We start from the raw sequence: 24,970 nt of genomic DNA, 5'->3' as shown, positions 1-24,970 counted from the left end.
GAGGATGCCGCAGGGATGATAGCCTGCGGCCCGTCATTGATGTAAAGCGCTGGGGTGAAAAGCGCCGGGATGTAAAGCGTTGATCCGGTCTTTGTGTCACAATAGCGCAGCGAATAAGGGTAGCCACCATATGTCCACGATTTTGAAATGCATCTCCCCGGTCGACGGGTCCGTTTATCTGGAGCGTGAAACCGCATCCAGCGAAGCGATCGACGCGGCCCTCGCCAAAGCCAATGCTGCCCAAAAGGATTGGGCCCGCAAAACGGTTGCGGAGCGTGCAAAGATCTGCACCGCCTTTGTTGAGGCATTCCAAGGCGAGGCCGACCGCCATGCGGAAGAACTGGCCTGGCAGATGGGCCGCCCGATCCGGTATGGCAAAGGCGAGGTTGGCGGTCTGGTGGAACGCGCCACCTATATGATTTCCGTTGCCGAAGAGGCCCTGCGGGATGTCCAGGTTGGGGAGAAGGACGGTTTTACCCGCTATATCAAGCGGGAGCCGGTCGGGGTGGTTTTCACCATCGCGCCCTGGAATTTCCCTTATATGACCGCGGTTAATTCCGTGATCCCGGCCCTGATGGCGGGCAATGCTGTGATCTTGAAACATGCAACCCAGACGCTGGGCTGTGCCGAGCGTTTTGCTGATGCGTTCGCCGCGGCGGGCTTGCCCGACGGCCTGTTCCAGGCGCTGCATCTCAGCCATCAGGATGCCGCTGATATCATCGGCTCCGGCCAGGTGAATTATGTCTCCTTCACCGGTTCGGTGCGCGGCGGTTCCGAGATTGAAAAGGCTGCCAGCGGCCATTTCCTGGGCACTGGCCTGGAACTGGGTGGTAAGGATCCGGCCTATGTGCGCGCCGATGCGGATATTGATCAGGCGGTTGATGGCCTGGTGGATGGTGCCATGTTCAACAGCGGCCAGTCCTGCTGCGGGATCGAGCGCATTTATGTGCATGAAAGTGTCTATGACGCCTTTGTCGATGGCGCGGCCAAACTGGTCAGCGGTTACAAGCTGGGCTCGCCCCTGGATGAAGAGACGACGCTCGGCCCCGTGGTCAATGCGAAGGCTGCCAATTTTGTCCGCCAGCAGATCAAGGATGCGGTGGCGGCCGGTGCCCGGGCGCTGGTGAGTGTAGCCGATTTCCCCGCAGATGATGGTGAAGGGTCCTATCTGGCGCCCCAAGTCCTGGTCGATGTGGACCATTCCATGTCGGTGATGACGGAAGAAAGCTTCGGCCCGGTGGTCGGTATCATGAAGGTTTCCTCTGATGAGGAAGCGGTTGCATTGATGAACGATTCCGAATTTGGCCTGACCGCCTCCATCTGGACCAAGGATCTGGCCAAGGCGGTGGAGCTGGGCGACCAGATCAATACCGGTACCTTCTTCATGAACCGATGCGATTACCTGGACCCGGCGCTGGCCTGGACCGGGGTCAAGAATACCGGGCGCGGATGTTCGCTCTCGAAACTGGGATATGAGGCGCTGACCCGCCCGAAATCCTATCATCTGAAACACGCATAAGAATAAAAGGCATCATAATATGTCAGGACAATCCAATTTGAACGGCAACTGGAACTATCCCACCGCCATGCGTTTTGGCGCGGGGCGCATTGCCGAACTGGCCGACTGCTGCAAGGCGCTCGGCATGGAAAACCCGCTGCTGGTCACCGATCCGGGCCTTGCGGCCCTGCCGATGATCGGCGAGGCCATGGCGATCGTGGAAAAGGGCGGCCTGAAGGTCGCGCTCTTCTCCGAGATCAAGGGCAACCCGACCGGTAAAAACGTGGCCGATGGCGTTGATGCCTTCAATGCCGGTGGTCATGACGGTATCATCGCTTTTGGCGGCGGCTCTGCGCTGGATGCAGCCAAGGCGATTGCGCTGGTCGCGAAACAGGGCCGTCCGGTCTTTGATTTCGTCGATGAAGGCGATAATTGGCTGCGCGCGGATGAGGCGAAAATCGCTCCCGTCGTTGCGGTGCCGACAACATCGGGCACCGGATCCGAAGTGGGCCGTGCCTCTGTCATCACCGATGAGGATAACCACATCAAGCGGATCATCTTCCATCCCAAGATGCTGCCCGCCCTGGTGCTGGCCGACCCGGCGCTGACAGTCGGTCTGCCGCCGCATGTGACTGCGGCCACCGGCATGGATGCGCTCTCCCATAACCTGGAAGCCTATTGTGCGCCGGGGTTCCACCCAATGGCCATCGGCATTGCCGTGGAAGGCATCCGTCTGGTGAATGAGTCCCTGGTCACTGCCTGTGAAGATGGTGCCAATATCGATGCCCGTGCGAAAATGATGGCGGCCAGCGCCATGGGGGCGACGGCCTTCCAGATCGGGCTTGGCGGTATGCATTCGCTCGCTCATCCGCTGGGTGCGCTTTATGATGCCCATCATGGCATGCTGAACGCGGTGGTGATGCCCTATATCCTGGTGGCCAACCGGTCCTCGATCGAAACCCGCATTGCGGAGTTGGCTCGCTCCATGGGGTTGGAGGACCAGACCTTTGACGGTTTCCTGAACTGGGTTTTGGACCTGCGCGAGCGGATCGGCATCCCGCATACCCTGGCAGAGATCGGCATTGACGACGCCCAGGCGGAAAAGGTCGGCCAGATGGCGGTCAATGATCCGACGGCGGGCACCAACCCGATCCCGTTCAGCGCGGAAGAATATGCCAATATCTTCCGCAATGCGGTGAACGGCACGCTTTAAGAAAATTTCGGGCGCCCCGGCCGCAACCTGCGCCGGGGCGTCCTTCCTTCAAAGACAAGAAAAAGACAGGTGAGGTCATGGAAGCAAGAGATGTAAAAACAATCGAGGATGCCAAGCGGATCATCTCCGAACGCGGCATCGATTATATCAAGATCGGGATTTTTGATGCCGACGGCATCATGCGCGGCAAATATATGTCGAAAGAGAAGTTTTTCTCATCCCTGGATAACGGTTTTGCCTTCTGTGACGTGGTGCTGGGCTGGGATTCCAATGACCAGCTCTATGATTCCGCCACTTATACCGGCTGGCACACCGCCTATCCGGATGCGCCGGTGCGTGTGATCCCGGAAAGCTGCCGCGAAGTGCCGTTTGAGGAAAACACCCTGCTCTTCATCGGTGAGTTTGAAGGCAAGGCGGAAGAAATCTGCCCGCGCGGCACCCTGCGCCGGGTTTTGAAAAAGGCCGAGGATATGGGCCTGACCGCCAGTGCGGCCTGTGAATTTGAATTCTTTGTCTTTGACGAGACCCCGGAAACGGTCCGGGAAAAGAACTATAAGGACCTGCAGAACCTGACTCCTGGTTTCTTCGGCTATTCCATGATCCGTAATTCCGTCCATGCGGAGCTTTATCATGAGCTGTTGAACATGTGTACCGACATGGACATGCCCATCGAAGGCCTGCATACGGAAACCGGGCCCGGTGTCCTGGAGGCAGCCCTTGCCCATGACGATGCCCTGAATGCGGCCGACAAGGCGGCGCTCTTCAAGACCTTTACCAAGGTGATGGCCCAGCGCCATGGTCTGATGGCCACCTTCATGGCGAAATGGTCCCCCGACTGGCCGGGCCAGTCCGGGCATATCCATATTTCGCTGAAGGGCAAGGATGGCAGCCCGGTCTTCCATGACGAGAGCAAGCCGCACAATATGTCCGACACGATGCGCCATTTCATTGGCGGTCAACAAGCCCTGATGCCGGAGTTTCTCTCCATGATCGCCTGCACGGTCAACAGCTATACCCGACTGATTCCCGGTTTTTGGGCGCCGACCGAAGCGACCTGGGGTGTTGAAAACCGGACCTGTGCCCTGCGCGCCATTCCGGGCAGCCCGAAATCCCAGCGTGTGGAATACCGTATTTCGGCCGCGGACATTAACCCCTATATTGCGCTTGCAGCCTCCATCGGTTCCGGGCTCTATGGGATTGAAAATAAAATCGAGCCGACCGACCCGATCCAGGGCAATGCCTATGAAGGCAGCTATCCCGATGAGATGAAGCTGCCGCAGACATTGTTTGAAGCGGCTGGTCGTCTGCGCAAATCCAAGGCGGCTGCGGAACTTTTCGGGGAAGAATTCGTCACCCATTGGGCGCAGTCGCGCGAATGGGAAGAGCGGGAGTTTCGCAAGGCGATCACCGATTGGGAGATGAGCCGCTATTTCGAGATCATCTGATCTCATAACCAAGACGGGAGTGAGGGCCGGACCCGCCGGCCTGTTGTATGGCGGAACAGTTGGAAGACAAGGTCGGCAAGGCCCTGCCAAGGCCGGTGCAATGGTATGAGAGCCTGCAGTTTAGGCTCTCTATCGGCCTTCTGGTGATCTTGGGTATTCTGATCCTGGCTTTCATGACAGTGAACCAGACCCTGCTGCGTTCCGTCCTGATCGAGAATAACTTCGACCTGGTGGAACAGGCCGGCACCGGTTTGGTGACCGAGCTTGGCCAGCAGGTTGAAGCGACCGAGGCCCTGACCCGCTCCATCGCCAGCCTGGTGGAGCGGCTTCCTTTTGACGAAAAGCTTTATAAGCAGGTTGTGCCGCATCTGATGAAAACCGGCGGCAATGAGGAGATCATCGCGGGCGGCGGGGTCTGGCCGGAACCTTATCAATTTGACCCATCCCGGGAACGGCGCAGTTTTTTCTGGGCGCGCAAGTTTGATAACCAACTGAAATATTACGACGATTATAACGCGCCGGAAGGGCTGGGCTATCATCGTGAGGAATGGTACGTGCCCGCAAAATATGTTGGGCGCGACCGCTGCTTCTGGTCGAAATCCTATATGGATCCCTATTCCCTGGAACCGATGGTCACCTGTTCGGTGCCGATGCATCGGGAGGAGGAAATGGTTGGGGTGGCGACGGTTGATGTGAAGCTGGCCGGCTTGCAGCAGTTTTTTGCCACCCGTGCGGAAAAGCTTGGCGGTTATGCTTTTGCGGTCGACCGCAATAATAAATTTCTGTCCTACCCGGCGCTGGATATGGTCAAGGTGGTGAATGTGCCGGGCAAGCAGAATCAGGCACGGGAATTTGTGACGGTGCGGGAATTTGCCACCCGCCATCCGGATTTCAAACCCATTGCCGCAAGGTTGCAGGAATTTTCCGATCAACTGCTGTCCCTGGCCCAGGAACATGGTGGCTATGATCCGGGGCTTTCGGAACTGATCGCCAATGAAAGTTATCAGATCAACCGCCATGAAGCCCAGATGATCTCCGCCACCTTTGCCGATCCGCTCTCCCCCGGCAATGGGGCAGGTGATTTCAAAAGCTCGGTGCGCTTTTCCATGAGCAAGGATCTGATCCTGGGAGAGCCGGTCCTGGTCTCCATGTTCATCATGCCCAAGGTCTATTGGAAGATTGTGGTGGTGACCCCGCAACAGCCGCTTATTGACCGGGCCAGTGAGGTGACGGGACAGATCCTGACCGTGTTGATTGCGATTATCCTGGTCAGCATGGCCGGCGCTTTCCTTTGGCTGCGCCGGGCGCTGGTCCGGCCGCTGGCCGCCATGACCGGTGAGATCAGCGCCTCGCCGTTGGGCGGGGTTTCGGTCCGGCCGCTGCGCGAAAAGGGCTTTACCGAAATTGACTTGCTGGGCAGCACCATCAACCGGATGCGTGACCAGCTATCCATGTCGTTTGAAGAGCTGCGGGAAAGCGAGAACCGGTTCCGATTGATAGCCGAATCTCTGCCCGAAGGGCTGGTGATCGCCAGGCGTTCTGACGGCAAGGTCCTCTATTTGAACCGGCGTCTGCGGGAATTGTTCGCCATTCCCCCGGAGGAAGATGAGCATAAGCTGCGCTTCCTGGATTTTTATGATGATCCCGCAGACCGGGCGCAATTGCTGTTGAAGCTGCAGACCACCAATGTGGTCAGCGATTTTGTCATCCCGGCCAGGCGTCTGGACGGAACCCGTTTCTGGATGTCGGTTTCCACCTGCGCAATCAGCTTTATGGGCGAGGATGCCCTGGTCACCGGCGTGATTGATGTGACCAAGAGGAAGCAGGCTGAAGATGAGGTCGCGCTGTATCGAAGCCATCTGGAACAGATGGTGGAAGAGCGCACGGCGGAATTGGAAGGCGCGAAACAGGTGGCTTTGCAGGCGGCGGCGGCCAAGCAGAATTTCCTCGCCAATATGAGCCACGAGATCCGCACACCGCTCAATTCCATTGTCGGGATCGGCCATCTTTTGTTGATGAAGGAACATCTGCCGGCCCAGAACCGGTATCTGCTGAACTTGAACAAGGCCGGAAAGATCCTGCTCAAGATCATCAATGACATCCTGGATATTACCAAGATGGATGTGGGGAAATTGAAGGCCGAAGCGGTCGAATTCGATCTTGACGATGTTCTGGATGATCTTTCGATCCATATCCGTCCCATGCTGGCGGAGAAATCGATCGATGCCTATTTGTTGCGCCCGGCCAATCTGGACCGGAAACTGGTCGGCGATCCCTTGAAACTGCAGCAGGTTTTGCTGAATCTGATTACGAATGCCATCAAATTCACCCATCAGGGCTATGTTGAGTGCGATATCCGCTTTGACCCCTTAGATGGGGATCGGGCGGAACTCTTTTTCAATGTGCGAGATACCGGGATTGGCATTCCCAAAGACAAGATGGAAAGCATCTTCAATGCTTTCACCCAGGCCGACAGCGCAACCACGCGCGAATATGGCGGCACCGGGCTGGGATTGGCCATATCGAAAACCCTGGTCCAGTTGATGGGGGGCAGCATCTCGGTGGAGAGCAAACCGGGCGAGGGCAGCTGTTTCCGGTTCCAGGTACCGATGGGCCTGGCGGCGCAGGATAAGGAAAACCCGTTTGCCGGTCTGGATTCACCGGTTCATGTGCTGACCATCAGCAATGATGAGCGGGAATTGAACAGTCTGGAACGGCTTTTCTCCAGGCTTTCCATGATGCCGGTTACGGCTGGTTTTGATGCCGGTGCGGTGGATATCCTGAAGGCGGCGGCCGTTTCCGATCACCCTTTTGAGGTCCTGCTGATGGACTGGGATCAGGATAAACCGGCCAAACAGGCCATGCTGGCCGGGCTGAAGGCTTCAGGAGTGCGGGATAAGCTGGCGGTGATTGCCGTGACCCAATCAATCACGACGGAAGATGAACGTATGCTGGATACCGGTATTCTGGACGCGGTTCTGTCGCGGCCCGTGCGTATCAGCCGGTTGAAAAGTTCGATTGGCACCCTGTTGAATATGGAGATTGATGCCCCGCATCTGCCGCTCAGCCCCGGCGGCCGGGACCGCCCTCTGGCGGATGTCCGGATCCTGCTGGTGGAGGATAACGAGCAGAACCAGTTTGTGGTTGAGGAACTGATGGGCGATGCGGGAGCAGAGATCACCATTGCCGGCAATGGTCGTCATGCCCTGGATCTGATCCGGGACCGGGGTGCGGATGCTTTTGACATCGTCCTGATGGATCTGCATATGCCGGTCATGGACGGGTTTGAGGCGGTGCGTCTGATCCGGCGGGATTTTGGCCCGGAAGAACTTCCGGTGATCGCGCTGACTGCCGAGGTGTTCCAGGAAGTGGTGGATAAATGCCATCACCACGGCATGAATGATTATCTGGCGAAACCGATCAACCCCAGCCATGCCATCGAGGTGATTTCCCGCTGGTCGAGAAGGAGCGGGCGAGACGCAGTACCGATGGCAAAGAGTGAGGACCTGGTGGCAGTGCCGGGAGATCCCCTTGAGCATCTATCCCTGGAAGGCGGCTTGGCCAATCTGGATGGCCGTCGGTCACTCTATCAAAAGATGCTGCGGGACTATCTGGACAAATACAGCGATTTTGAAGGGGAGCTTTCAATATTGCTGGCATCGGGTCCAAGCGAAGAAGCCGCCCGCTTTGTCCATACGTTTTGCGGATTGAGCGGGACCATTGGTGCAACAGGTCTGGAAAAAGCGGCCAGATTGTTCAAAAAGGAACTGGATGATTGCCGAAAAAACGAGGATGTTGTTCCACCGGATCCGGAATCTCTGGTATCGGCGTTGGGCCTGCTTTTGCTCGAAATCCGGCGTGTTCTGGAGGAAGGTTTCCTGGATCGGGATCCGACGATCCATTGATTGATGACTTCGGCTGGCACGGACCGAAGAGCCTAAGAAAAAACCGCCGGTTCAAGATGAAGCCGGCGGCAGTCTAATTTACCCTGCGCGGGAAAACCGGTGTCCGCGAGGCGGACCGGTAAGTCGGCAGAACGTGCGAGAAACTGCCGACTGAGGGAATAACCATCCATACCGCGTTCCAGCCCTTTCCCGTAAGGGACGAAAAAGGTCATTCAACCCGCACGGAATTGTTCATGCAGAAGAAGGGTTGGACCAAGCATTGATTTCGTAACAGGAATTTAATTAACGTAATGGAAAATTATGTTACGATAAACGCCATTCTGCCCAGTATGAAAGCGGGGTATGGTCATGGTTACAAAATTGCTGGAAGATCCGGTCGGTTTCTTTGAAGATCATGGTGGCGTTCACAGCGCCTCTATAACAGCCTTTGCCTGGGAGCCGGGACAGGCACGTTTGAAAATATCCCTTGATGACCTAGACAGTGATTTTATCGGCATTCCCGGTTATGCCGGGGAACGGCCGGTGGATTTGGTTTTTGAAGAGGTTTCGGGCCTGGAATGCGACCGGGAGGATTTCCGGGATCTGGTGGTCCATGATTTGGAAATCATCCCCGGGCGGAAACAGTTTGCGCTTCATATGGTCTGTGAGCCTGATGGGCATCTGCGCTGGCATTGCCGCCGGGTTTCTCTGGCCGAATGACGGTGTAGGTGCTTTAGAACCGATAACTCAAGGTGATGGCGCCAAATTCATCGGCACTGTCCTGACCGTCAAATTCCTTGGTGCGGAACAGGTGGGTATAGGCCAGCCGGGCATCGCCATAGGTCAGGGCCACGCCAACCTGGATGCCGCCGACAAAGGGTTTTTTATCAACCGAATGGCTGTCCCGGAAGGTGTTTCCGTCCAGGAAGATATTATGCAGTACCGCGCGGCCTTCGACACCGGCGAATAGATAACCACCCAATTTCCGGCTGGGCGCGAAAAAATCGGAGCCGGGCAGGCTGGGCTGGATCAAGGGCGGGCCGTAATCCGCCGGGAGATCAAAGCCGATCCGGGCTGTGGCACCGGTTGTGATATGGGTATGGATGTTGCCCAGACTGGCGCCCAGATGCGGGGTCATGTCCATCGCCAAGCCGAAAGGCGAAAATTCATATATGCCACGCCATTTCCGCTCGTAGGTCAGGATAAATCCCGGTTCGTTATGCAATTGGTTATCCCATCCCTGGGGGTCGGTGGTATCCAAGCTATGATGAACAAAATCCTGGGTTTCCGCAGCAAGGGAGGCGGGGCCGACCACCCCCAGGGTCAGTTGAAGATTGTCCAGCCGGTAACCGGTGTCGGACAGAATGCCAACAGAGCCGAACAGGAAGCCCGCATAGGGCCTGTCGTCATCTTGCAGTTGTTTGACCGTCAGGTCATCGGGGGCATACATGGTCTGACCCAAAGAAAAGCCGTAACGCCGGCGGCCCTGATGGGAGAAGAAGGGCACATAGTCGGCACCTTCATCAATCCAATCCGGAATATCGGTTTCCGGTGACAGCCAGGAGATACGCACGCCATTTGTATAGCCGTCATCCTTGCCGGCGAATTTGTCATTCTCCAGAACAAAGCTATAGGTGCCGCGTTCATCTTCGCGGTCCCGCAGCACAGGATCAGTTTCCTCCGCAAAGGCCGGGGTCTGTGCGAACCACAGGCCGAAGGTCACTGTGACTGCCAACATCCTTAATCGAGCGTTCAAGATTTTTTCCCCTTATCAGCCAGCCCCATTATGTACCGGATTGTGACGGAATTGTGCAAATAGTTCGAAAATAACCGGGCAGCAATGCCGCCTTGAAAAGGCTCGAAAATGAAACGTTTCAAAAAAATGATACGTTTCATATTGACGCGTTTCATCATTCCGTCATAATTGCCGTCATCAACGAAAACATGCCGCCTGTTGTTGGGTGATTTTGGTTGCGGCATGGTTAAACAGGGAGATTCTCCATGAAGTTCACCAAATTTGTAACCGCCGCAGCGGTATCCTTGATGATGGCGGCTGGCGGTGCATCCGCAGACGAGAAAAAACCGGTGGTCGGCCTTGTGATGAAGTCGCTGGCTAATGAGTTTTTCAAGGATATGCTGGAAGGGGCGAAGGAACATGAAGCCAAGCGCGGTGATTATGTTCTTAAAGCCGTCGGCATGAAAAACGAATCCGATATCGAATCCCAGATCAACGCGGTCGAAAATTTCATAACCCAGGGGGTTGATGCCATTGTGATCGCTCCGGCCGATTCCCGCGCCATGGTGCCGCCGTTGAAACGTGCCATGGAAGCTGGCATCACCGTGATTAATTTTGATGTATCACTCGATCCGAAAGCGAAAGAGCAGAACGGTGTTGAGCTGGCCTTTGTCGGCCCCGACAACCGCGGGGGTGCGAAACTGGCCGGTGAAGCGCTGGCAGCGAAGCTTGGCAAGGGTGCCAAGGTTGTGATCCTGGAAGGCAATCCGGGCGCAGACAATGCGCTGCAGCGGAAACTGGGTTTTGAAGACGCGATTAAGGAAGGCGGTCTGGAACTTCTCGATTCCCGGACCGCCCATTGGGAAACCGAAGAAGCCAATACGGTTGCCACCAACATGCTGACCGCGCATCCCGATATCCAGGGCATCATGGCGGCTAACGATTCCATGGCGATCGGCGTTGTGAAGGCGCTGGAATCCGCTGGTAAGGCCGGCGAGATCCAGGTTGTCGGTTTCGATAACATCCCAGCTGTCGGCCCGATGCTGAAAGATGGCCGTCTGCTGGCGACTGTTGATCAGTTCGGCCGTGACATGGCGGCCAATGCCATCGATCAGGCCCTGGAAGTGGTCAAGGGCGCGCCGGAGCCGCAGGGTTGGGTGAAAACCCCGATCGAACTGGTGACCGGCAACTAACCGGCCCGTAGCGGCCTGAAACTGAGAGACCGGTCCGGCGCGACCCCTTGCTGGACCGGTTCTTTCAATCAGTGAAGCAGCCAGTGATGGAAAGAGCCATGGATAGCAGCGCCGTAAAAATCGCGCCCCAATCCCCCGTCGAAAACGCATCTTCCCAAGTATCTTCCCTGCTTGTGGTGAAGGATATCCGGAAAAGCTTTGGTGGCGTGAAGGCACTCCGAGGGGTGACCTTTGATTTGCGACCGGGCGAAGTGCATGCCCTGGTCGGTGAAAATGGCGCGGGTAAATCCACCCTGATCAAGATCCTGTCCGGCTCATTTCCAGCCGATAGCGGAGAGATCCGGTTGGAAAATGCGGCCTACGCCCCCGCGGGCCCGAGGGACGCAAAGGCAAAGGGCCTGCAAGTGGTCCACCAGGAATTCAATCTCCTGCCGCATCTCTCTGTTGCGGAAAACATCAGTTTCGAAGCCTTGCCGCGCAACCGGTTCGGTTTTCTCGATAAAACCCGGATGAATGCGCGCGCCCGCCAGGCTCTGGACGCGATCGGGCTGAGTGATGTGGATGTCAAATCACCGGTCAAGGATCTGGGGATCGCGCACCGCCAATTGGTCGAGATTGCGCGCGCCCTGCAGTCGGAAAGCCGGATCCTGATCCTGGACGAGCCGACTGCGACCCTGACCGACCGGGAGACAGAGCGCTTGTTTGATATCGTGCGCTCGATCCAGGCAAAAGGGGTGGCGGTTGTTTTTGTCTCACATCACCTGAACGAGGTGTTTGAGATTTGCGACCGGGTGACGGTCCTGCGCAGCGGTGAGACAATCATCACCGAGGATATCGCCGACACCTCGCCGGATCGGGTTGTGGCCCATATGGTTGGCCGCAGGCTTGCCGCCGAAATGGCGCAAAAGGTGGATCATGACCATATCGGAGACAGCGCCTTGCGGCTGGACTGTCTGCAGGTGCCTCAATCCCCGCACAGTGATGGGGTCAGCTTTGATCTTCATTATGGCGAGATTTTAGGAATCGCAGGCCTGGTCGGCGCCGGGCGCACTGAGATTCTGCGCACCATCTTTGGTCTGCAGAAACCGGTTTCGGGGCAAATGCTGCGCGAAGGTGCGGTGACTGAGATTACCGGCCCGGACAAGGCCATTTCGGCGGGCATTGGTTTTGTGACCGAAGACCGCAAGGATGAAGGGTTGATCCTGGATATGTCCATCGCCGCCAACAGTTCGCTGGCAGCCCTGGACCAGGTTTCCTCCAACGGATTTTTGCTGGGGGGCCGGGAACGGAATCTGGCGGAAGAACTGGGGGCTGGCCTCAATCTGAAATGTGGCACCGTCAAGGATGCGGCGTCGAGCCTGTCCGGTGGCAACCAGCAGAAGGTCGTATTGGCAAAATGGCTCGCCCGACAGCCCAAGGTGCTGTTGCTGGATGAACCCACCCGGGGGGTCGATGTCGGTGCCAAGGCCGAGATTTATGCGATTTTACGCGAGCAGGCGGCCAAAGGGGTGGCACTGCTTGTGGTTTCGTCAGAACTGCCGGAATTGATCACGCTGTGCGACCGGATCCTGGTGCTGGCCGATCACAAGATCCAGGGTGAATTGCACCATACAGAATTTTCAGAAGAAAAGATCCTGCGTCTTGCCTATCGCAGGGAAGAAGAGGGGACTGAAGAATGACCGCTGCTGTAACCGATACCGCGGGCAAGCCCGGATCGAAGGGGTTTTCCATCCGTGCGATCATGCGCGAAGCGGGGATCGGCCTGGCCTTGATCGGGCTGATTATCGTGTTTTCCCTGGCCTCAGAACATTTTCTGACCGCCAATAACATCACTAATATCCTGACCCAGATCACCATCAATCTGATTCTGGCGGTGGGCATGACCTTTGTCATCCTGATCGGTGGGATTGATCTGTCGGTGGGATCAGTCCTGGCCCTGGCGGCGGTGGTTGCGGGCAAGGCGATCAGCATGCCGGGCCTGGGCCCTGCAGAAGCGATCGCGTTGGCGGTGCTGGCGGCTATGGTGGCCGGCACACTCTGCGGTATCCTGAATGGCGTGGTCAGCGCCTGGTGGGGATTGCCATCCTTTATCATCACACTGGGTATGCTCAATATCGCGCGCGGGGCGGCGTTGCAGATCTCGGATGCACGCACGATTTATTCCTTTCCGGTCGAATTCAATAATTTTGGATCGCTGACGGTCTGGGGGCTGCCGGTGGTCTTCCTGGTGGCGTTGGGCTTGGCGCTGGTCGCCTGGTTGGTACTGTCGCGCACGGTCTTTGGCCGCCTGATCTATGGGCTTGGCAACAGTGAGGAGGCGGTGCGCCTGGCCGGCCATTCGGTTTTCTGGCTCAAAGTCGCAGCCTTCACGATCTGTGGTTTTACCGCCGGTATTGCCGCCATCATCTATATGGCAAGGCTCAATATCGCCAGCCCCATTGCCGGCAGCGGGTTTGAATTGAATGCCATTGCCGCCGTAATCATCGGCGGAACCAGCCTGTCCGGCGGCCGGGGATCGGTCCTGGGTACCCTGCTTGGGGCCTTCATCATTGGGGTTCTGGCAAATGGCCTGATCCTGTTGGGTTTGAGCGATTTCATGCGCCAGATGATCACCGGCGTCGTCATCATCGTGGCAGTGATCCTGGATCACTATCGCGCGAAACTGACCAAAGGGTGAGGCGGCGATGAAAAGAACGGCTTTGCTGAACCGGGATGTGAGCGCGCTGATTGCCAGCCTGGGCCATCTTGATGAAATCGTGATTGCCGATGCCGGTCTGCCGGTACCGGACGGGGTCAGGTGTATTGATCTGGCTGTGCTGGCCGGGGTGCCGGGGTTCTTCGATCTTTTGGAGGCGGTCCGCACTGAACTGGCGGTGGAACAGGTGGTCCTGGCCGATGAGGCGCAGGGACCGTTTCGCGGCCAATTGGAATCGGTGCTTTCCGCCTGGGCGGTCGAGCAGGGCAAGCCCATTGCAGTTGAAACCCAATCCCATGAAAGCTTCAAACAGCGGACGGGCAGGGCCAAAGCGGTCATCCGCACCGGCGAAACAACGCCCTATGCCAATGTCATCCTGATCAGCGGAGTTGTCTTTTGAGTATCGCGGTTTTCGGCAGCATCAATATTGATATCACCGCCTATTTGGACCGGCATCCGGTGCCGGGGGAAACCCTGATGGCCGAAAAACTGGCCATGGCCATGGGCGGCAAGGGGGCCAATCAAGCGATTGCTGCCAGCAGGCTCGGGCTTGATACCTGGATGATTGGCGCGGTCGGTGATGACAGCCATGGGGAAACTGCCCGCAAGACCCTGGCGGAAGAACGGGTCTATATGGCGCTGGCGGAACATCCGGAAGAGACTACGGGACTGGCGCTGATTGACGTGGCGTCTGATGGTTCCAACAGCATCCGGATCGCCAGTGGTGCCAATGGCCTGGTGGATGTGGCGCTGGCTGAACGCTATCGGGATGTCATTGTCGAAGCGGATCTGTTGCTGCTGCAAAATGAAGTGCCGCTGGCGGCGGCTCTGGCGGCGGCTCGTATTGCCAAGACCAGCGGGACGACCGTGGTCATGGACCCGGCCCCGATGCCAAAAGAGGCCTGGAACGAAGAAACACTGGAACATTTCGATATACTGACCCCCAACCAACATGAGGTGGCGGTGCTGATCGGCTGGGAACCGGCAACCCTGGATCAAGCTCGGCAGGCGGCGGCGGAAATCGTCTCGAATACTGGCGGCAGCGCGATTGTCACTATGGGCGGTCTGGGCGCTGCCTGGTGCCATGACGGCGCGACCGGCCAGGTGGCGGCCCCTTGTGTGGATGTGGTGGATACGGTGGCGGCAGGGGATTGTTTTAATGCCGCTCTGGCGGTTGGCCTGGCTCGGAAAATGGCCTTTGAAGAGGCGGTGGCCTTTGCGAGCCATGCCGGCGCGCTGGCCACTACGCGGCCCGGGGCGGCGGTCGCCGCACCTTCGTTTGACGAAGTGATGCGCTTTGTGAATAGTGGCGGTCACGCTGCAGATGATCGGGTGCAAGCAGCGGCAGAGACTTTTGCAGGGGCAGGATGACAACGACAATCAGGGATGTGGCCGCCAGGGCCGGCGTATCGGTGGGGACCGTCTCCCGGGTGCTCTCCAAGAATGATACGGTCAAACCGCGCCTTCGGGAAAAAGTCGAGCAGGCTGTCCGCGACCTGAACTATAAACCGAACCACCTGGCCCGCGCCTTCCGCATGAGCCGTTCGGACGTGATCGGCCTGATTGTGCCGGACATCACCAACCCGTTCTTTGCTGAACTGGCCAAGCATGTGGAGACGGTGGCCGCGGCCAGAGGCCTCTTCGTGATGCTGGCCAATACCCATGATGATCCTTTGTATGAAAAACAGCAGATCGAAAATCTGCTGGAGCGCTCGCCCCGTGGTATTTTGGTGGTCAGCGCGACCGATGATCAAACCGCGATCCTGGAGACGGATATTCCCATTGTTGCGGTTGACCGCCAATATGCTCGCTATCCCGCCATTGCCACCGACCATGAATGGAGCGCCAGTCTGGCGGCCCTGCATCTCCTGGAAAACGGCCACAGCCATATAGCCTACATAGCGGGGCCGGAAGGTACTGCCGTTGCACGTGCTCGCGAATCGGGCTTCCGTGCGGGCATTGAAAAGGGGCAGGCGGATACCGGTTTGGCGGTGCGGGTTGAAACCGTGCGCGGGGCCTTTGATTTTGCCACAGGCGAGGAATTGGGCCGGGAATTGCTGCAACGTCCAGTCGGTGAGCGGCCGACCGCCATTGCCACGGCCAGTGACCAGCAGGCGATTGGCGTGATGCGCGCAGCCCGGGATCTTGACTTGCAGGTGCCCCAGGATCTGTCTGTGGTCGGATTTGATGATATCCCTCTGGCCGGTTTGGTCACGCCCAGGCTGACCACTATCCGCCAGTCGGTCGCCGCCCTAGCCGAAGCCGCCATAGACGCGGTGCTGGACCCCCGTCCCGCCGGCAGCCATACCCAGTTTCCCGGCCGCCTGATCGTGCGCGGTTCTTCCGGGCCGGTTGCCTGAATATTCATAATTCTGTAACCGTTGCCGACTATAGCTTGCGCCGGTCGTGCGGCCTATACTGCGCAGGATCGGACAGTTTTGGTATTCCATGGAGAAAGAAATGACGGTGAAAGTGGCCATCAACGGTTTTGGGCGCATGGGCAAACTTGTGCTGCGGGCGGCTTTTGACAATCCGGATTTCGAAATCGTTCATGTGAATGAGATCAAGGGCGGGGTGGAATGCGCGGCCCATCTTTTGGAATTTGATACAATCCAGGGCCGTTGGGATCGGTCGATTTCCCATGATGGTGAAAAAATCCTTGTGGATGGCCGCGAGATTTCCTTCTCTGCCGAACAGGATCCGGGTGCAGTTGACTGGGCGGGACTTGGCGTGGATATGGTGCTGGAATGCACAGGGGTGTTCAAAACCACCGATCTTGTCCAACCCTATTATCAGCGCGGCGTGAAAAAGGTCGTGGTGGCGGCACCGGTCAAAACCGAGGGCGCGCTCAATATCGTCTATGGGGTCAATCACCATCTCTATGATGGCAGCCAGGATCTGGTAACGGCCGCCAGTTGCACCACCAACTGCCTGGCTCCGGTGGTGAAGGTGTTGCAGGGTAATATTGGCATTAAACATGGATCGATCACCACCATTCATGACGTGACCAATACCCAGGTGATGGTGGACATGCCGCATAAGGATCTGCGCCGGGCGCGGTCCGGTTTGCAGGCATTGATCCCGACAACAACCGGGTCGGCAACAGCGATCACCATCATTTATCCGGAATTGAAGGGTAAGCTGAACGGTCATGCGGTCCGGGTGCCGACCTTGAACGGATCCCTGACCGATTGTGTCTTTGAAATGCAGCGTGCGGTCACCGTGGAAGAGGTGAACGGATTGTTTGCCGCTGCCGCCGAAGGTGAGTTGAACGGCATCCTGGGATTTGAATCCCGTCCGCTGGTCTCCAGCGATTTTGTGGGTGATCCCCGGTCCACCATCATTGACGGCCCCAGCACCATGGTGGTCGAGGGCACTCAGCTGAAAATCTATGCCTGGTATGACAATGAATGGGGCTATGTGAACCGTCTGACCGATGTGGCGCGCATGGTAGCGCGCAGCCTCTGATGGCCAATATCCGCGATTACATCGCCGTCACAGCCGCTTATTGGGGCTTCACCCTGACTGATGGCGCACTGCGTATGCTGGTGTTGTTGCATTTCCACGCTCTGGGATACAGCCCGCTGGATCTTGCCTTCCTGTTCCTGCTTTATGAAGCGATGGGGGTTGTCACCAATTTCCTGGGGGGCTGGATCGGCACAAGGTTCGGCCTGCGTTCTACCCTTTATGCCGGATTGACCACCCAGATTGTGGCGCTGACCGCGCTGTCCTTTCTGAACCCGGGCTGGGTCGGGATCATGTCGGTTGCCTATGTGATGGGGGCACAGGCGCTCTCCGGGGTTGCCAAGGACCTGACCAAGATGAGTTCCAAAAGCGCGGTCAAGCTGGTGGTGAAGGAAACGGAGGGGTCGAACAATCTCCTCTTCAAATGGGTGGCGCTGCTGACGGGGTCGAAAAATGCCCTGAAAGGGGTCGGTTTTCTGATGGGCGGGCTGTTGTTGGAATATCTGGGTTTCCAGCAGGCTCTGTGGGCAATGGCTGCCGGTCTGGTGCTGATCCTGATCACGGTTATCGTCGTGATCCGCCAAGAACTGGGCAAGGCCAAACGTAAGATCAAAGGCGCCGAGCTTTTTTCGAAAAGCCGGGAGATCAATTATCTTTCTTTCGCCCGGGTGTTCCTGTTTGCCAGCCGCGACGTCTGGTTCGTCGTTGGCCTGCCGATCTACCTCTATTCCTCCCTGAATTGGCGCTTTGATCAGGTCAGCGCCTTTATGGCGCTATGGATTGTGGGCTATGGCATAATTCAGGCGGTTGTGCCGCGTTTCACCCGCAAGATCGACAGCAACCTGGAAGGGGCCAGATCGGCACGGCGATGGGCCGGCGGGTTATTGCTGGTGATGCTGGCCCTGACCGCTGCTCTGCAGGAAGGTGTGTTGTCACCGGTGGAACAAGACATGGTCTTGCTGGGGGGGCTGTTGTTTTTTGGCGGGGTTTTCGCGGTCAATTCGGCCCTGCATTCCTATCTGATTGTCGCCTATGCGGAACGCGAGACCGTAGCGCTCTCCGTTGGTTTTTATTACATGGCCAATGCGGTGGGGCGGTTTGCCGGGACCCTGCTGTCCGGCCTGGCTTTTCAACTGGGCGGGCTTGGGTTTTGTCTGGCGGTTTCCGCCTTTATGGTTTTGGTCGCCTGGCTCTCCATGTTTCCGCTCAGTCGGGTTGCAGATCCAAAAACGGCCTAGGGAATATCTCTTGTGCCGTTTTGGACATGGGATGATTTCATAGTAATTTCAATATTTTGATTGCTTGCTGCACTCGCTTTCTTCGCGCGGTGTAAAATCGGCCTTGCCGCCGATACCGAGCGCGCGCTACCGAAGACGGAGTTATATCGGTATATCACAGGATTATTGCCCAATGAGCGTGCTTAGCAGTCAGGACCAGCCGGTCAGCCCGAAAGAATATGCGGTTCTTGCGGCGGTTCTGATCCTGTGGGCACTCAACTTCCTGGCAATCAAATTCGGTGTCTCGGAAATGCCGGTCTGGACGGCGCTGGCGGTCCGTTTCTCGCTGGTCAGTGTGATCCTGCTGCCCTTCATCCGTTTTCCCAAGGGGCAGTTGGTGCCGCTTCTGGTCATCTCGGCGGTGCTGGTGCCTGGGCATTTCGGCCTGCTTTTCTGGGCGGTTGAGACCACCAACAGTGTCGGCGCGGTCTCTGTGATCGTGCAGATGAACCCGGCTTTTTCGATCCTTCTGGCCTGGCCGATGTTCGGTGACAAACCGGGTGTTAAGCGGATCGCGGGACTGACCATCGCGTTTATCGGGGTGGTGGTGCTGTTTTATGAGCCGGCTTTCCTGGATAATTTCCGGCCCCTGATCCTGGCTTTGGGGTCGGCGTTTTGTGTCGGCGCCTATATGGTCTTGGTGCGCCGATGGCAGGGGATTTCCCCACTCGCGATCATTTGTTGGACCTCTGCTTTCGGGACGCCGCTCTGCTGGGCGATCGCGCTTATCAATGAGCCTAGCCCCCTGGTGACCCTGCCGGAGGTCAGCCTGAAAGCCTGGTTGGGCATCAGCTATGTGGCGGTTGTCTCCAGCATTATTGCCCATGGGTCCTGGGCCTGGCTGCTGCGTCAACAGCCAATCAGCTTCCTGGTGCCTTTCACCCTGCTGGTGCCGGTGATTGCCATGATCGCCACCACCTTGGTGCTGGGCGAGGATCTGACCTGGCATATGGCTGGGTCCTGCGCGATTGTGCTGGCCGGTGTCGGCCTGATCACCCGGTCCAAGGCCTTCCGGAAATAGCCGGTCTCTTCCGATCAATGGCATAAGTCTGCTTGCCTGGCTCACGGCCTTGCGATGATAATGTCATTTGCCTGTGATGCCATGGGCTTATAGATCATGAGGATTAGGAACAGCAGGCTGGCCGGGAAGAAGGCCCGCGGATCGGACGATAGATGGAAGAGACATTTTCCCTGGTGCAGTCGGCCAACCAGATATTGGTGACGTTGCTGATTCTGGGGCTGGGTATTGCCATTCTTGTGGTGGCGGTTCTTTACATTCTGGATGTGACCCAGACCAAACACGCGATCCGGCGGAATTTTCCCGTGATCGGACGATTCCGGTATTTCTTTGAACATATGGGCGAGTTTTTCCGTCAGTATTTCTTTGCCCAGGATCGGGAGGAAATGCCCTTCAACCGGGCCCAGCGCAGCTGGATTTACCGATCGGCCAAGAACCTGGACAATACCATCGCTTTTGGCTCGACCCGGGATCTCAGTCCCGTGGGCACGATCCTGTTCGTCAATGGGGCGTTCCCGCCAATCGATCAGCATAGCGCCGAACCGGAGCCGCTGGTGATCGGGCCTTATTGCCGCGAACCCTACAGCACCCGGTCTTTTTTTAATATTTCGGGCATGAGTTTCGGGGCGATTTCCAAGCCTGCGATTCGCGCGCTTTCCAAGGGGGCCAAGGAATCCGGGGCCTGGATGAATACCGGAGAGGGCGGCTTGTCGCCCTATCATCTGGAAGGTGGTGCGGATATCGTTTTCCAGATCGGGACTGCCAAATATGGGGTGCGCGATGCCGAAGGGCGATTGAGCGATGACCGGTTGCGGGCGATCGCCGCTCACGACCAGATGAAGATGATTGAGATCAAGCTCAGCCAGGGGGCGAAGCCTGGCAAAGGCGGGATATTGCCCGGTGCCAAGGTGACGGAGGAAATTGCGGCCATTCGCGGCATCCCGGCTGGTTGTGATTCGATCAGCCCGAACCGCCATCCGGAGCATGAAACGGTGGCTGACATGCTGGATATGATCGCCCATGTGCGCGAGGTGACGGGCAAACCGACCGGCCTGAAGGCGGTGATTGGGGCCTATGGCTGGCTGGAGGATTTGTTTACCGAGATTAACCGGCGCGGGATCGAGAGCGCGCCGGATTTCTTCACCATCGATTCCGCCGATGGCGGCACCGGGGCGGCGCCCATGGGGTTGATGGACTATATGGGGCTGCCCTTGAAAGAAAGCCTGCCTTTGGTGGTGGATCTGTTGCACAAACACGGCCTGCGCGACCGGGTTCGGGTGATTGCCGGTGGCAAGCTGGTCAATGGGGCGGATGTGGCCTGGGCGCTGGCCATGGGCGCGGATTTTTGCGTTTCGGCCAGGGGCTTCATGTTTGCGCTGGGCTGTATCCAGGCCCTGCAATGCAACAAAAACACCTGCCCAACCGGCATAACCACCCATGATCCCGGTCTGCAAAAAGGGTTGGATCCGGTGGATAAATCGGTGCGGGTCGCCCATTACAAACGCAATATGGAATATAGTGTTGGCGTGATTGCCCATTCCTGTGGCGTACGCGAACCCCGCGACCTCCGGCGCTATCATTGCCGGGTGGTACAGGAAAACGGGCGTTCGGTGCCGCTGGAAGAGATCTATCCGGAATATCGGACGGGTTCATAAACCCTCCGATGAACTGAATTTAACCAGGGAGGAAGCAAAACATGCAAAAGGTCGCGCGGGGATCGCTTCCCAATTGGTTGCTTCTGATCTGTTTTCTGCTGTCGTCAGCGGTGGCGCAGGCGGCGGGGTTGACCGCGACTCATTCCCCGCTGGAACCGGTGCAGGATCAGTCGGCTCAAAAGGCACTGGATGATAACCCGGAGGCGGCGCTGGCCAGGCTGTCTGATGCGGAGGTGCGTGCGCTGCTGCTGGAACGGCTGCGGGAGCGAGCGCCAGACGCTGAGAAATCGTTCAATCCGGCGATCACGGCGTTCCAGCTGCAGGGCCATCTGGGGCGGCTGCATAGTGAGGCCTCGGCCATCTTTGGTGCCTTTCCGGAATTGCCGGGCATTTTCCCCCGGGCCTTTGAGGCGTTGAACCAGGATCGGGGGAAAGGGGGGGTGGACCGGTTCCTGCTAGCCTTTATCGCCGCGCTGGTGATCGGGGCCGGGGCGGAATATCTGCTGCGCCGCCGCATGAAGGCTGCGCGGGAGGCCGTGCGAGAACGGACCTGTGACAGCGATGGGGAAAAAGCCGCGGCGCTGGGCTTTCTCCTGGTGACTGATCTCTTAGGAATCTTTCTTTTCACCCTGGCGACCGTGGGCGGCATGCTGTTGCTGGCGGCGGGCGATGGTTATTACCGGACAACCTTTGTCTTTTATATGGCGGCGATCCTGATCATCCGGCTGGTCATCACAGGGGCAGATATTTTCTTTTGCCCGGATCATCCCAATCTACGCATTCCCCATTATTCCGACCGTGATGCGGGGGGGGTGCGTCGGGCAGTTTCTGCCACGGTCATCCTGGGCGCGTTCGGTTATTTCAGCTGTGCGCTGTTTGGCGTTCTGGGCATTGGCGGGCGGGTGCATCAGCTGCTGTTGATCCTGGTCGGCACCATGATCACCCTGGGCATGATGGCGACCGTGATTCTGGGGCGTCATGCACTTAAAGAAGATCTGCTGCATGAGGACCAAAAGCAAAGCATGATCCGGCTCTATATGGCGGCCGCCTGGCCCTGGGCCTTTGCCGCGATCATTGCGCTGATCTGGATCGGGGTGGTGCTGACCGCACTTTTGGGGCTGACCCCGCATTATGGCGCGGCGCTTTTTTCCATTGCGCTGTTGCTGTTGGCACCGGGCATCATCATGGCGCTCGAACGGGAGGCCAGGCGCTTCATCGCAAAAGAGGAAGAGGTGCGCGCGGCCATGCTGCGCGCGGCCAAGGTTTGTGCCTTTGTGGCGACTATTGTGTTTCTGGCCATGGCCTGGCGGATTGATGTCACCGGTATGGCCGGATCGGGGCTGAGCGGCCAGGTGGTCAATGCGCTGTTCCAGGTGGGGGTGACGATCCTGGTCGCTTATGTCTGCTGGAGTGCGGCCCGGATCTGGATCGATAAGAAAATCGCGGAAGAAGATAAAGCCTTTGCCCAAGAGGGCATGGATCTGGCCGAGATGGAGATTGGCGGCACCGGCCTGTCGCGGATCCGCACCTTGTTGCCTTTGGCAAAACGCACGGTCCAGATTACCATCGGGGCGATCGCAGTGATTGTCGCGCTCTCCGCCCTTGGTGTTGATATTGGGCCGTTGCTGGCAGGGGCCGGTGTGGTCGGCCTGGCGGTCGGCTTCGGGTCCCAGGCATTGGTGCGTGATATCGTTTCCGGCCTGTTCTTCCTGTTGGATGATGCTTTCCGGCTAGGCGAATATGTCAGTGTCGGCCATGTGAAGGGATCGGTGGAGAAGATTACCATCCGTTCCTTTCAGCTGCGCCATCATCTGGGCGCGGTCAATACGGTGCCGTTCGGCGAGATCCGCACCCTGTCCAATTTCAGCCGCGACTGGGCGATCATGAAGCTGCCCTTCCGGGTGACTTTTGATACCGACATTGAGAAAGTCCGCAAAGTGATCAAGAAGGTGGGGCTGAAACTGTTGGAACATCCCGAGATTGGCGAGGATTTCATCCAGCCGTTCAAATCCCAGGGGGTTTTGGAGGTGGATGATTACGGCCTGGTGGTGCGCGCGAAATTCATGTGCAAGCCGGGGCGGCAATTCCTGATCCGGCGCTATGCCTTCATGGCGGTGCAGGAGGCCTTTGCCCAGAACGGCATCGAATTTGCCCGGCCCGAGATCCGGGTGCGCGCAGAGGAAAATGACGATGCCGCCAATGCGGAAAAGGTCAAACAGGCAACCCGCCAGATGGAGGCGGGCGCGGCCCATGCCGCAACCCGTGCCCAGGACCAGCCGGAAAAGGACCAGACGCCGTCCTGACCCCGGGGGCAGTTTGCCGTGGTCGAGCCTGCGCGCCATGGTGACGCCGACGATCATATCCTGGCCTGTGACAGCTGCCGGGTCCAGATCGCGGGCGCGGATCTGGACCCGCATCATTGGCGCTGCCTCAATGACAGCATGTGGACCCCGGTCCCGGCGGTCCAGGTCACGGCCTGGCGGCTATTGAACCGGCTGGCGACGGCAGGCGAAGCCTGGGCCAATGACCAGCTGGAGATGCTTTATCTGGAGGAAGAAGTGGAGGCCTGGGCGCGTGCCGGCCAGGCCGGCGCGGATGATGATGATTTGGTGCATCGGGACAGCAACGGGGCGGTGCTGGCCGCCGGCGACACGGTGACATTGATCAAGGATTTGCCGGTCAAGGGCGCGGGTTTTACCGCCAAGCGCGGCACGGCGGTGCGCAACATCTCGCTCTCGCCCAGCAATGAGAAGCATATCGAAGGCCGGGTTAACGGACAGCAGATCGTGATCCTGACCGAATTCGTCAAGAAATCGGTCTGAGGTTATTCGGCATTCTGCCGATAGCGGAAACTGTCGGCGATCTTGATGAATTCCTGGATCACGGGGATGTCGGAGCGCTGTTTTCGCCAGATCAGGCATTCCCAGACATCCACCGTGATATCGGAAATGGGCAGCACCCGGAACCGGGGATCGGGCGGCACGTCACGCTGGAAACTGATGGTAATGCCGATATTATTGGCGACCGCCTCGTGGATCGCCTCCCGGGAATAGAGCAGCAGGCTGGTTTTTTTCTTTAGTTTCGCCTGCTTCAACAGCTTTTCCGTCATCACCTGGGTGACGGAATTGGGTTCGCCGGAAATGAAGGTCTCATTGCGTAGATCCTGGATCGAGATCCTATCAAAAGTGGCCAGTGGGTGCGCTTTTGATAGGACCGCGGCCAGCGGGTTTTGGCAGAACCGCATTACTTCCAGACGGTTGTCCTCCGGCCGTTCCGGCATCAGGCCGATATCGGCGCGCTGTTCCAGCAGGCTTTTAAAAACGATGTCGGTATCCGCATGTTCGATTTCCAGCCGCACCTCAGGGAATTTCTTTGTGAAGGCGGCAATGACCGGCATGAACACCTGGGAGGAGGAGGTGGCCAGTTTCAACGGCACCTGGCCCAGGCCCGGCGTGTTTTCCAACAATGCGTTGGCCGCGGCCTCCATATCATCCAGCTCCTGGGTGACACGGTAGAGCTGTAGCCCGAAGGGGGTGAGCTGGACCCCGTTTGGCCCGCGCTCGATCACCTGCTTGTTATAGTCGTTTTCCAGTTTGCGGATTTGGGCGGTCACCGCCGGCTGGCTGATCCCCAGATCTTGCGCCGCATGGGTGATATTCCTGCGCCGCGCCACCGCGTTCAGCGCCTTCATCTGGGGATAGGTGATGCCCATCAAAACCTCGGGGATGCCTGCTTTCGGTATGAGGGACTTCATAAATCACATTTATAGTGACGGGCAAAGTCATGAATTTCCCTGGTGATGCTTGCTGGTGTCTTTTGGGGCGGAATCATATGCCCAAGAGAGGCATTGCGGCCTATTGAACAATCGGCAGGATCTGAATAGGCTGCTGCC

General features: G+C 57.8%; 19 protein-coding genes. 17 read left to right on the top strand and 2 right to left on the bottom strand.

Translation table 11 applies throughout. From position 1 onward, the window contains the following. Positions 1-130: 130 nt before the first annotated feature. The 5 genes from DFP90_RS14705 (at position 131) to DFP90_RS14680 (ending at position 8,760) form a co-directional block, all read left to right on the top strand. Positions 131-1,519 carry an aldehyde dehydrogenase family protein gene (locus DFP90_RS14705; RefSeq protein ID WP_115937271.1) on the top strand — a complete coding sequence of 463 codons (1,389 nt, stop codon included), beginning with the start codon at positions 131-133 and terminating at the stop codon, positions 1,517-1,519. Positions 1,520-1,538: 19 nt separating this feature from the next. Beyond that, the gene (locus tag DFP90_RS14700; protein ID WP_115937270.1) at positions 1,539-2,711 is read left to right on the top strand and encodes an iron-containing alcohol dehydrogenase; all 1,173 of its coding nucleotides are present in this window, start codon (positions 1,539-1,541) and stop codon (positions 2,709-2,711) included. 77 nt (positions 2,712-2,788) lie between these two features. After that, positions 2,789-4,156, top strand: a complete 1,368-nt coding sequence (locus DFP90_RS14695; RefSeq protein WP_115937269.1) for a glutamine synthetase family protein — start codon at positions 2,789-2,791, stop codon at positions 4,154-4,156. Positions 4,157-4,203: 47 nt separating this feature from the next. Further along, the gene (locus tag DFP90_RS14690; RefSeq protein WP_115937268.1) at positions 4,204-8,061 is read left to right on the top strand and encodes an ATP-binding protein; all 3,858 of its coding nucleotides are present in this window, start codon (positions 4,204-4,206) and stop codon (positions 8,059-8,061) included. A 348-nt stretch (positions 8,062-8,409) separates the two neighbouring features. Next, the gene (locus tag DFP90_RS14680; RefSeq protein ID WP_147301024.1) at positions 8,410-8,760 is read left to right on the top strand and encodes a hypothetical protein; all 351 of its coding nucleotides are present in this window, start codon (positions 8,410-8,412) and stop codon (positions 8,758-8,760) included. A 13-nt stretch (positions 8,761-8,773) separates the two neighbouring features. Here the strand turns inward: DFP90_RS14680 and DFP90_RS14675 are convergent, their stop codons facing one another. Continuing rightward, positions 8,774-9,796 carry a lipid A deacylase LpxR family protein gene (locus DFP90_RS14675; RefSeq protein ID WP_245957084.1) on the bottom strand — a complete coding sequence of 341 codons (1,023 nt, stop codon included), beginning with the start codon at positions 9,794-9,796 and terminating at the stop codon, positions 8,774-8,776. A gap of 245 nt (positions 9,797-10,041) precedes the next feature. Between DFP90_RS14675 and DFP90_RS14665 the strand changes: the two genes are divergently transcribed. From DFP90_RS14665 to DFP90_RS23215, 12 genes are all read left to right on the top strand, one after another. After that, positions 10,042-10,968, top strand: a complete 927-nt coding sequence (locus tag DFP90_RS14665; protein WP_115937263.1) for a sugar ABC transporter substrate-binding protein — start codon at positions 10,042-10,044, stop codon at positions 10,966-10,968. Between the two features lie 98 nt (positions 10,969-11,066). Continuing rightward, positions 11,067-12,647, top strand: coding sequence for a sugar ABC transporter ATP-binding protein (locus tag DFP90_RS14660; protein WP_115937262.1), 1,581 nt, complete (start codon positions 11,067-11,069; stop codon positions 12,645-12,647). Continuing rightward, positions 12,644-13,645 (top strand): ABC transporter permease, encoded by a 1,002-nt coding sequence (locus tag DFP90_RS14655; protein ID WP_115937261.1) that lies wholly within the window; start codon positions 12,644-12,646, stop codon positions 13,643-13,645. Before DFP90_RS14660 ends, DFP90_RS14655 begins: the two co-directional genes overlap by 4 nt. A gap of 7 nt (positions 13,646-13,652) precedes the next feature. Then, positions 13,653-14,063, top strand: coding sequence for a D-ribose pyranase (rbsD, locus tag DFP90_RS14650; RefSeq protein WP_115937260.1), 411 nt, complete (start codon positions 13,653-13,655; stop codon positions 14,061-14,063). Beyond that, the gene (locus DFP90_RS14645) at positions 14,060-15,034 is read left to right on the top strand and encodes a ribokinase (RefSeq protein WP_115937259.1); all 975 of its coding nucleotides are present in this window, start codon (positions 14,060-14,062) and stop codon (positions 15,032-15,034) included. The genes rbsD and DFP90_RS14645 overlap by 4 nt, the downstream gene beginning before the upstream one ends. Beyond that, on the top strand, positions 15,031-16,023 hold the full coding sequence (locus DFP90_RS14640) for a LacI family DNA-binding transcriptional regulator (RefSeq protein WP_115937258.1): 993 nt from the start codon (positions 15,031-15,033) through the stop codon (positions 16,021-16,023). The genes DFP90_RS14645 and DFP90_RS14640 overlap by 4 nt, the downstream gene beginning before the upstream one ends. 100 nt (positions 16,024-16,123) lie before the next feature. Beyond that, the gene (locus DFP90_RS14635) at positions 16,124-17,131 is read left to right on the top strand and encodes an ArsJ-associated glyceraldehyde-3-phosphate dehydrogenase (RefSeq protein WP_115937433.1); all 1,008 of its coding nucleotides are present in this window, start codon (positions 16,124-16,126) and stop codon (positions 17,129-17,131) included. Further along, entirely contained in the window at positions 17,131-18,366 is a 1,236-nt protein-coding gene (gene arsJ, locus DFP90_RS14630) for an organoarsenical effux MFS transporter ArsJ (protein ID WP_115937257.1), read from the top strand. The genes DFP90_RS14635 and arsJ overlap by 1 nt, the downstream gene beginning before the upstream one ends. A 172-nt stretch (positions 18,367-18,538) precedes the next feature. After that, positions 18,539-19,426, top strand: coding sequence for a DMT family transporter (locus tag DFP90_RS14625; RefSeq protein ID WP_115937256.1), 888 nt, complete (start codon positions 18,539-18,541; stop codon positions 19,424-19,426). A 152-nt stretch (positions 19,427-19,578) separates the two neighbouring features. Beyond that, complete coding sequence (locus DFP90_RS14620) at positions 19,579-21,078, top strand: FMN-binding glutamate synthase family protein (RefSeq protein WP_115937255.1); 1,500 nt, start codon at positions 19,579-19,581, stop codon at positions 21,076-21,078. A gap of 41 nt (positions 21,079-21,119) precedes the next feature. Then, positions 21,120-23,381, top strand: a complete 2,262-nt coding sequence (locus tag DFP90_RS14615) for a mechanosensitive ion channel family protein (protein ID WP_115937254.1) — start codon at positions 21,120-21,122, stop codon at positions 23,379-23,381. Between the two features lie 18 nt (positions 23,382-23,399). Then, positions 23,400-23,900: an alkylphosphonate utilization protein gene (locus DFP90_RS23215; protein WP_115937253.1), complete on the top strand. Its 501-nt coding sequence runs from the start codon at positions 23,400-23,402 to the stop codon at positions 23,898-23,900. A 2-nt stretch (positions 23,901-23,902) separates the two neighbouring features. Here the strand turns inward: DFP90_RS23215 and DFP90_RS14605 are convergent, their stop codons facing one another. After that, positions 23,903-24,832, bottom strand: coding sequence for a LysR family transcriptional regulator (locus DFP90_RS14605; protein WP_115937252.1), 930 nt, complete (start codon positions 24,830-24,832; stop codon positions 23,903-23,905). Positions 24,833-24,970: the final 138 nt, after the last annotated feature.

The sequence above is a fragment of the Aestuariispira insulae genome (assembly GCF_003385955.1).
Lineage (GTDB): Bacteria > Pseudomonadota > Alphaproteobacteria > UBA8366 > Aestuariispiraceae > Aestuariispira > Aestuariispira insulae.
This window is presented reverse-complemented; position numbering and strand designations above follow the sequence as displayed.

What these genes read in the sequence shown, in the direction of transcription:
- DFP90_RS14705 (WP_115937271.1), top strand. Translation starts at nt 131, where the DNA reads ATGTCCACGATTTTGAAATGCATCTCCCCGGTCGACGGGTCCGTTTAT.
- arsJ (WP_115937257.1), top strand. Translation starts at nt 17,131, where the DNA reads ATGGCCAATATCCGCGATTACATCGCCGTCACAGCCGCTTATTGGGGC.
- rbsD (WP_115937260.1), top strand. Translation starts at nt 13,653, where the DNA reads ATGAAAAGAACGGCTTTGCTGAACCGGGATGTGAGCGCGCTGATTGCC.
- DFP90_RS14700 (WP_115937270.1), top strand. Translation starts at nt 1,539, where the DNA reads ATGTCAGGACAATCCAATTTGAACGGCAACTGGAACTATCCCACCGCC.
- DFP90_RS14655 (WP_115937261.1), top strand. Translation starts at nt 12,644, where the DNA reads ATGACCGCTGCTGTAACCGATACCGCGGGCAAGCCCGGATCGAAGGGG.
- DFP90_RS14635 (WP_115937433.1), top strand. Translation starts at nt 16,124, where the DNA reads ATGACGGTGAAAGTGGCCATCAACGGTTTTGGGCGCATGGGCAAACTT.
- DFP90_RS14615 (WP_115937254.1), top strand. Translation starts at nt 21,120, where the DNA reads ATGCAAAAGGTCGCGCGGGGATCGCTTCCCAATTGGTTGCTTCTGATC.
- DFP90_RS14620 (WP_115937255.1), top strand. Translation starts at nt 19,579, where the DNA reads ATGGAAGAGACATTTTCCCTGGTGCAGTCGGCCAACCAGATATTGGTG.
- DFP90_RS14695 (WP_115937269.1), top strand. Translation starts at nt 2,789, where the DNA reads ATGGAAGCAAGAGATGTAAAAACAATCGAGGATGCCAAGCGGATCATC.
- DFP90_RS14640 (WP_115937258.1), top strand. Translation starts at nt 15,031, where the DNA reads ATGACAACGACAATCAGGGATGTGGCCGCCAGGGCCGGCGTATCGGTG.
- DFP90_RS14625 (WP_115937256.1), top strand. Translation starts at nt 18,539, where the DNA reads ATGAGCGTGCTTAGCAGTCAGGACCAGCCGGTCAGCCCGAAAGAATAT.
- DFP90_RS14680 (WP_147301024.1), top strand. Translation starts at nt 8,410, where the DNA reads ATGGTTACAAAATTGCTGGAAGATCCGGTCGGTTTCTTTGAAGATCAT.
- DFP90_RS14690 (WP_115937268.1), top strand. Translation starts at nt 4,204, where the DNA reads ATGGCGGAACAGTTGGAAGACAAGGTCGGCAAGGCCCTGCCAAGGCCG.
- DFP90_RS14605 (WP_115937252.1), bottom strand. Translation starts at nt 24,832, where the DNA reads ATGAAGTCCCTCATACCGAAAGCAGGCATCCCCGAGGTTTTGATGGGC.
- DFP90_RS14665 (WP_115937263.1), top strand. Translation starts at nt 10,042, where the DNA reads ATGAAGTTCACCAAATTTGTAACCGCCGCAGCGGTATCCTTGATGATG.
- DFP90_RS14660 (WP_115937262.1), top strand. Translation starts at nt 11,067, where the DNA reads ATGGATAGCAGCGCCGTAAAAATCGCGCCCCAATCCCCCGTCGAAAAC.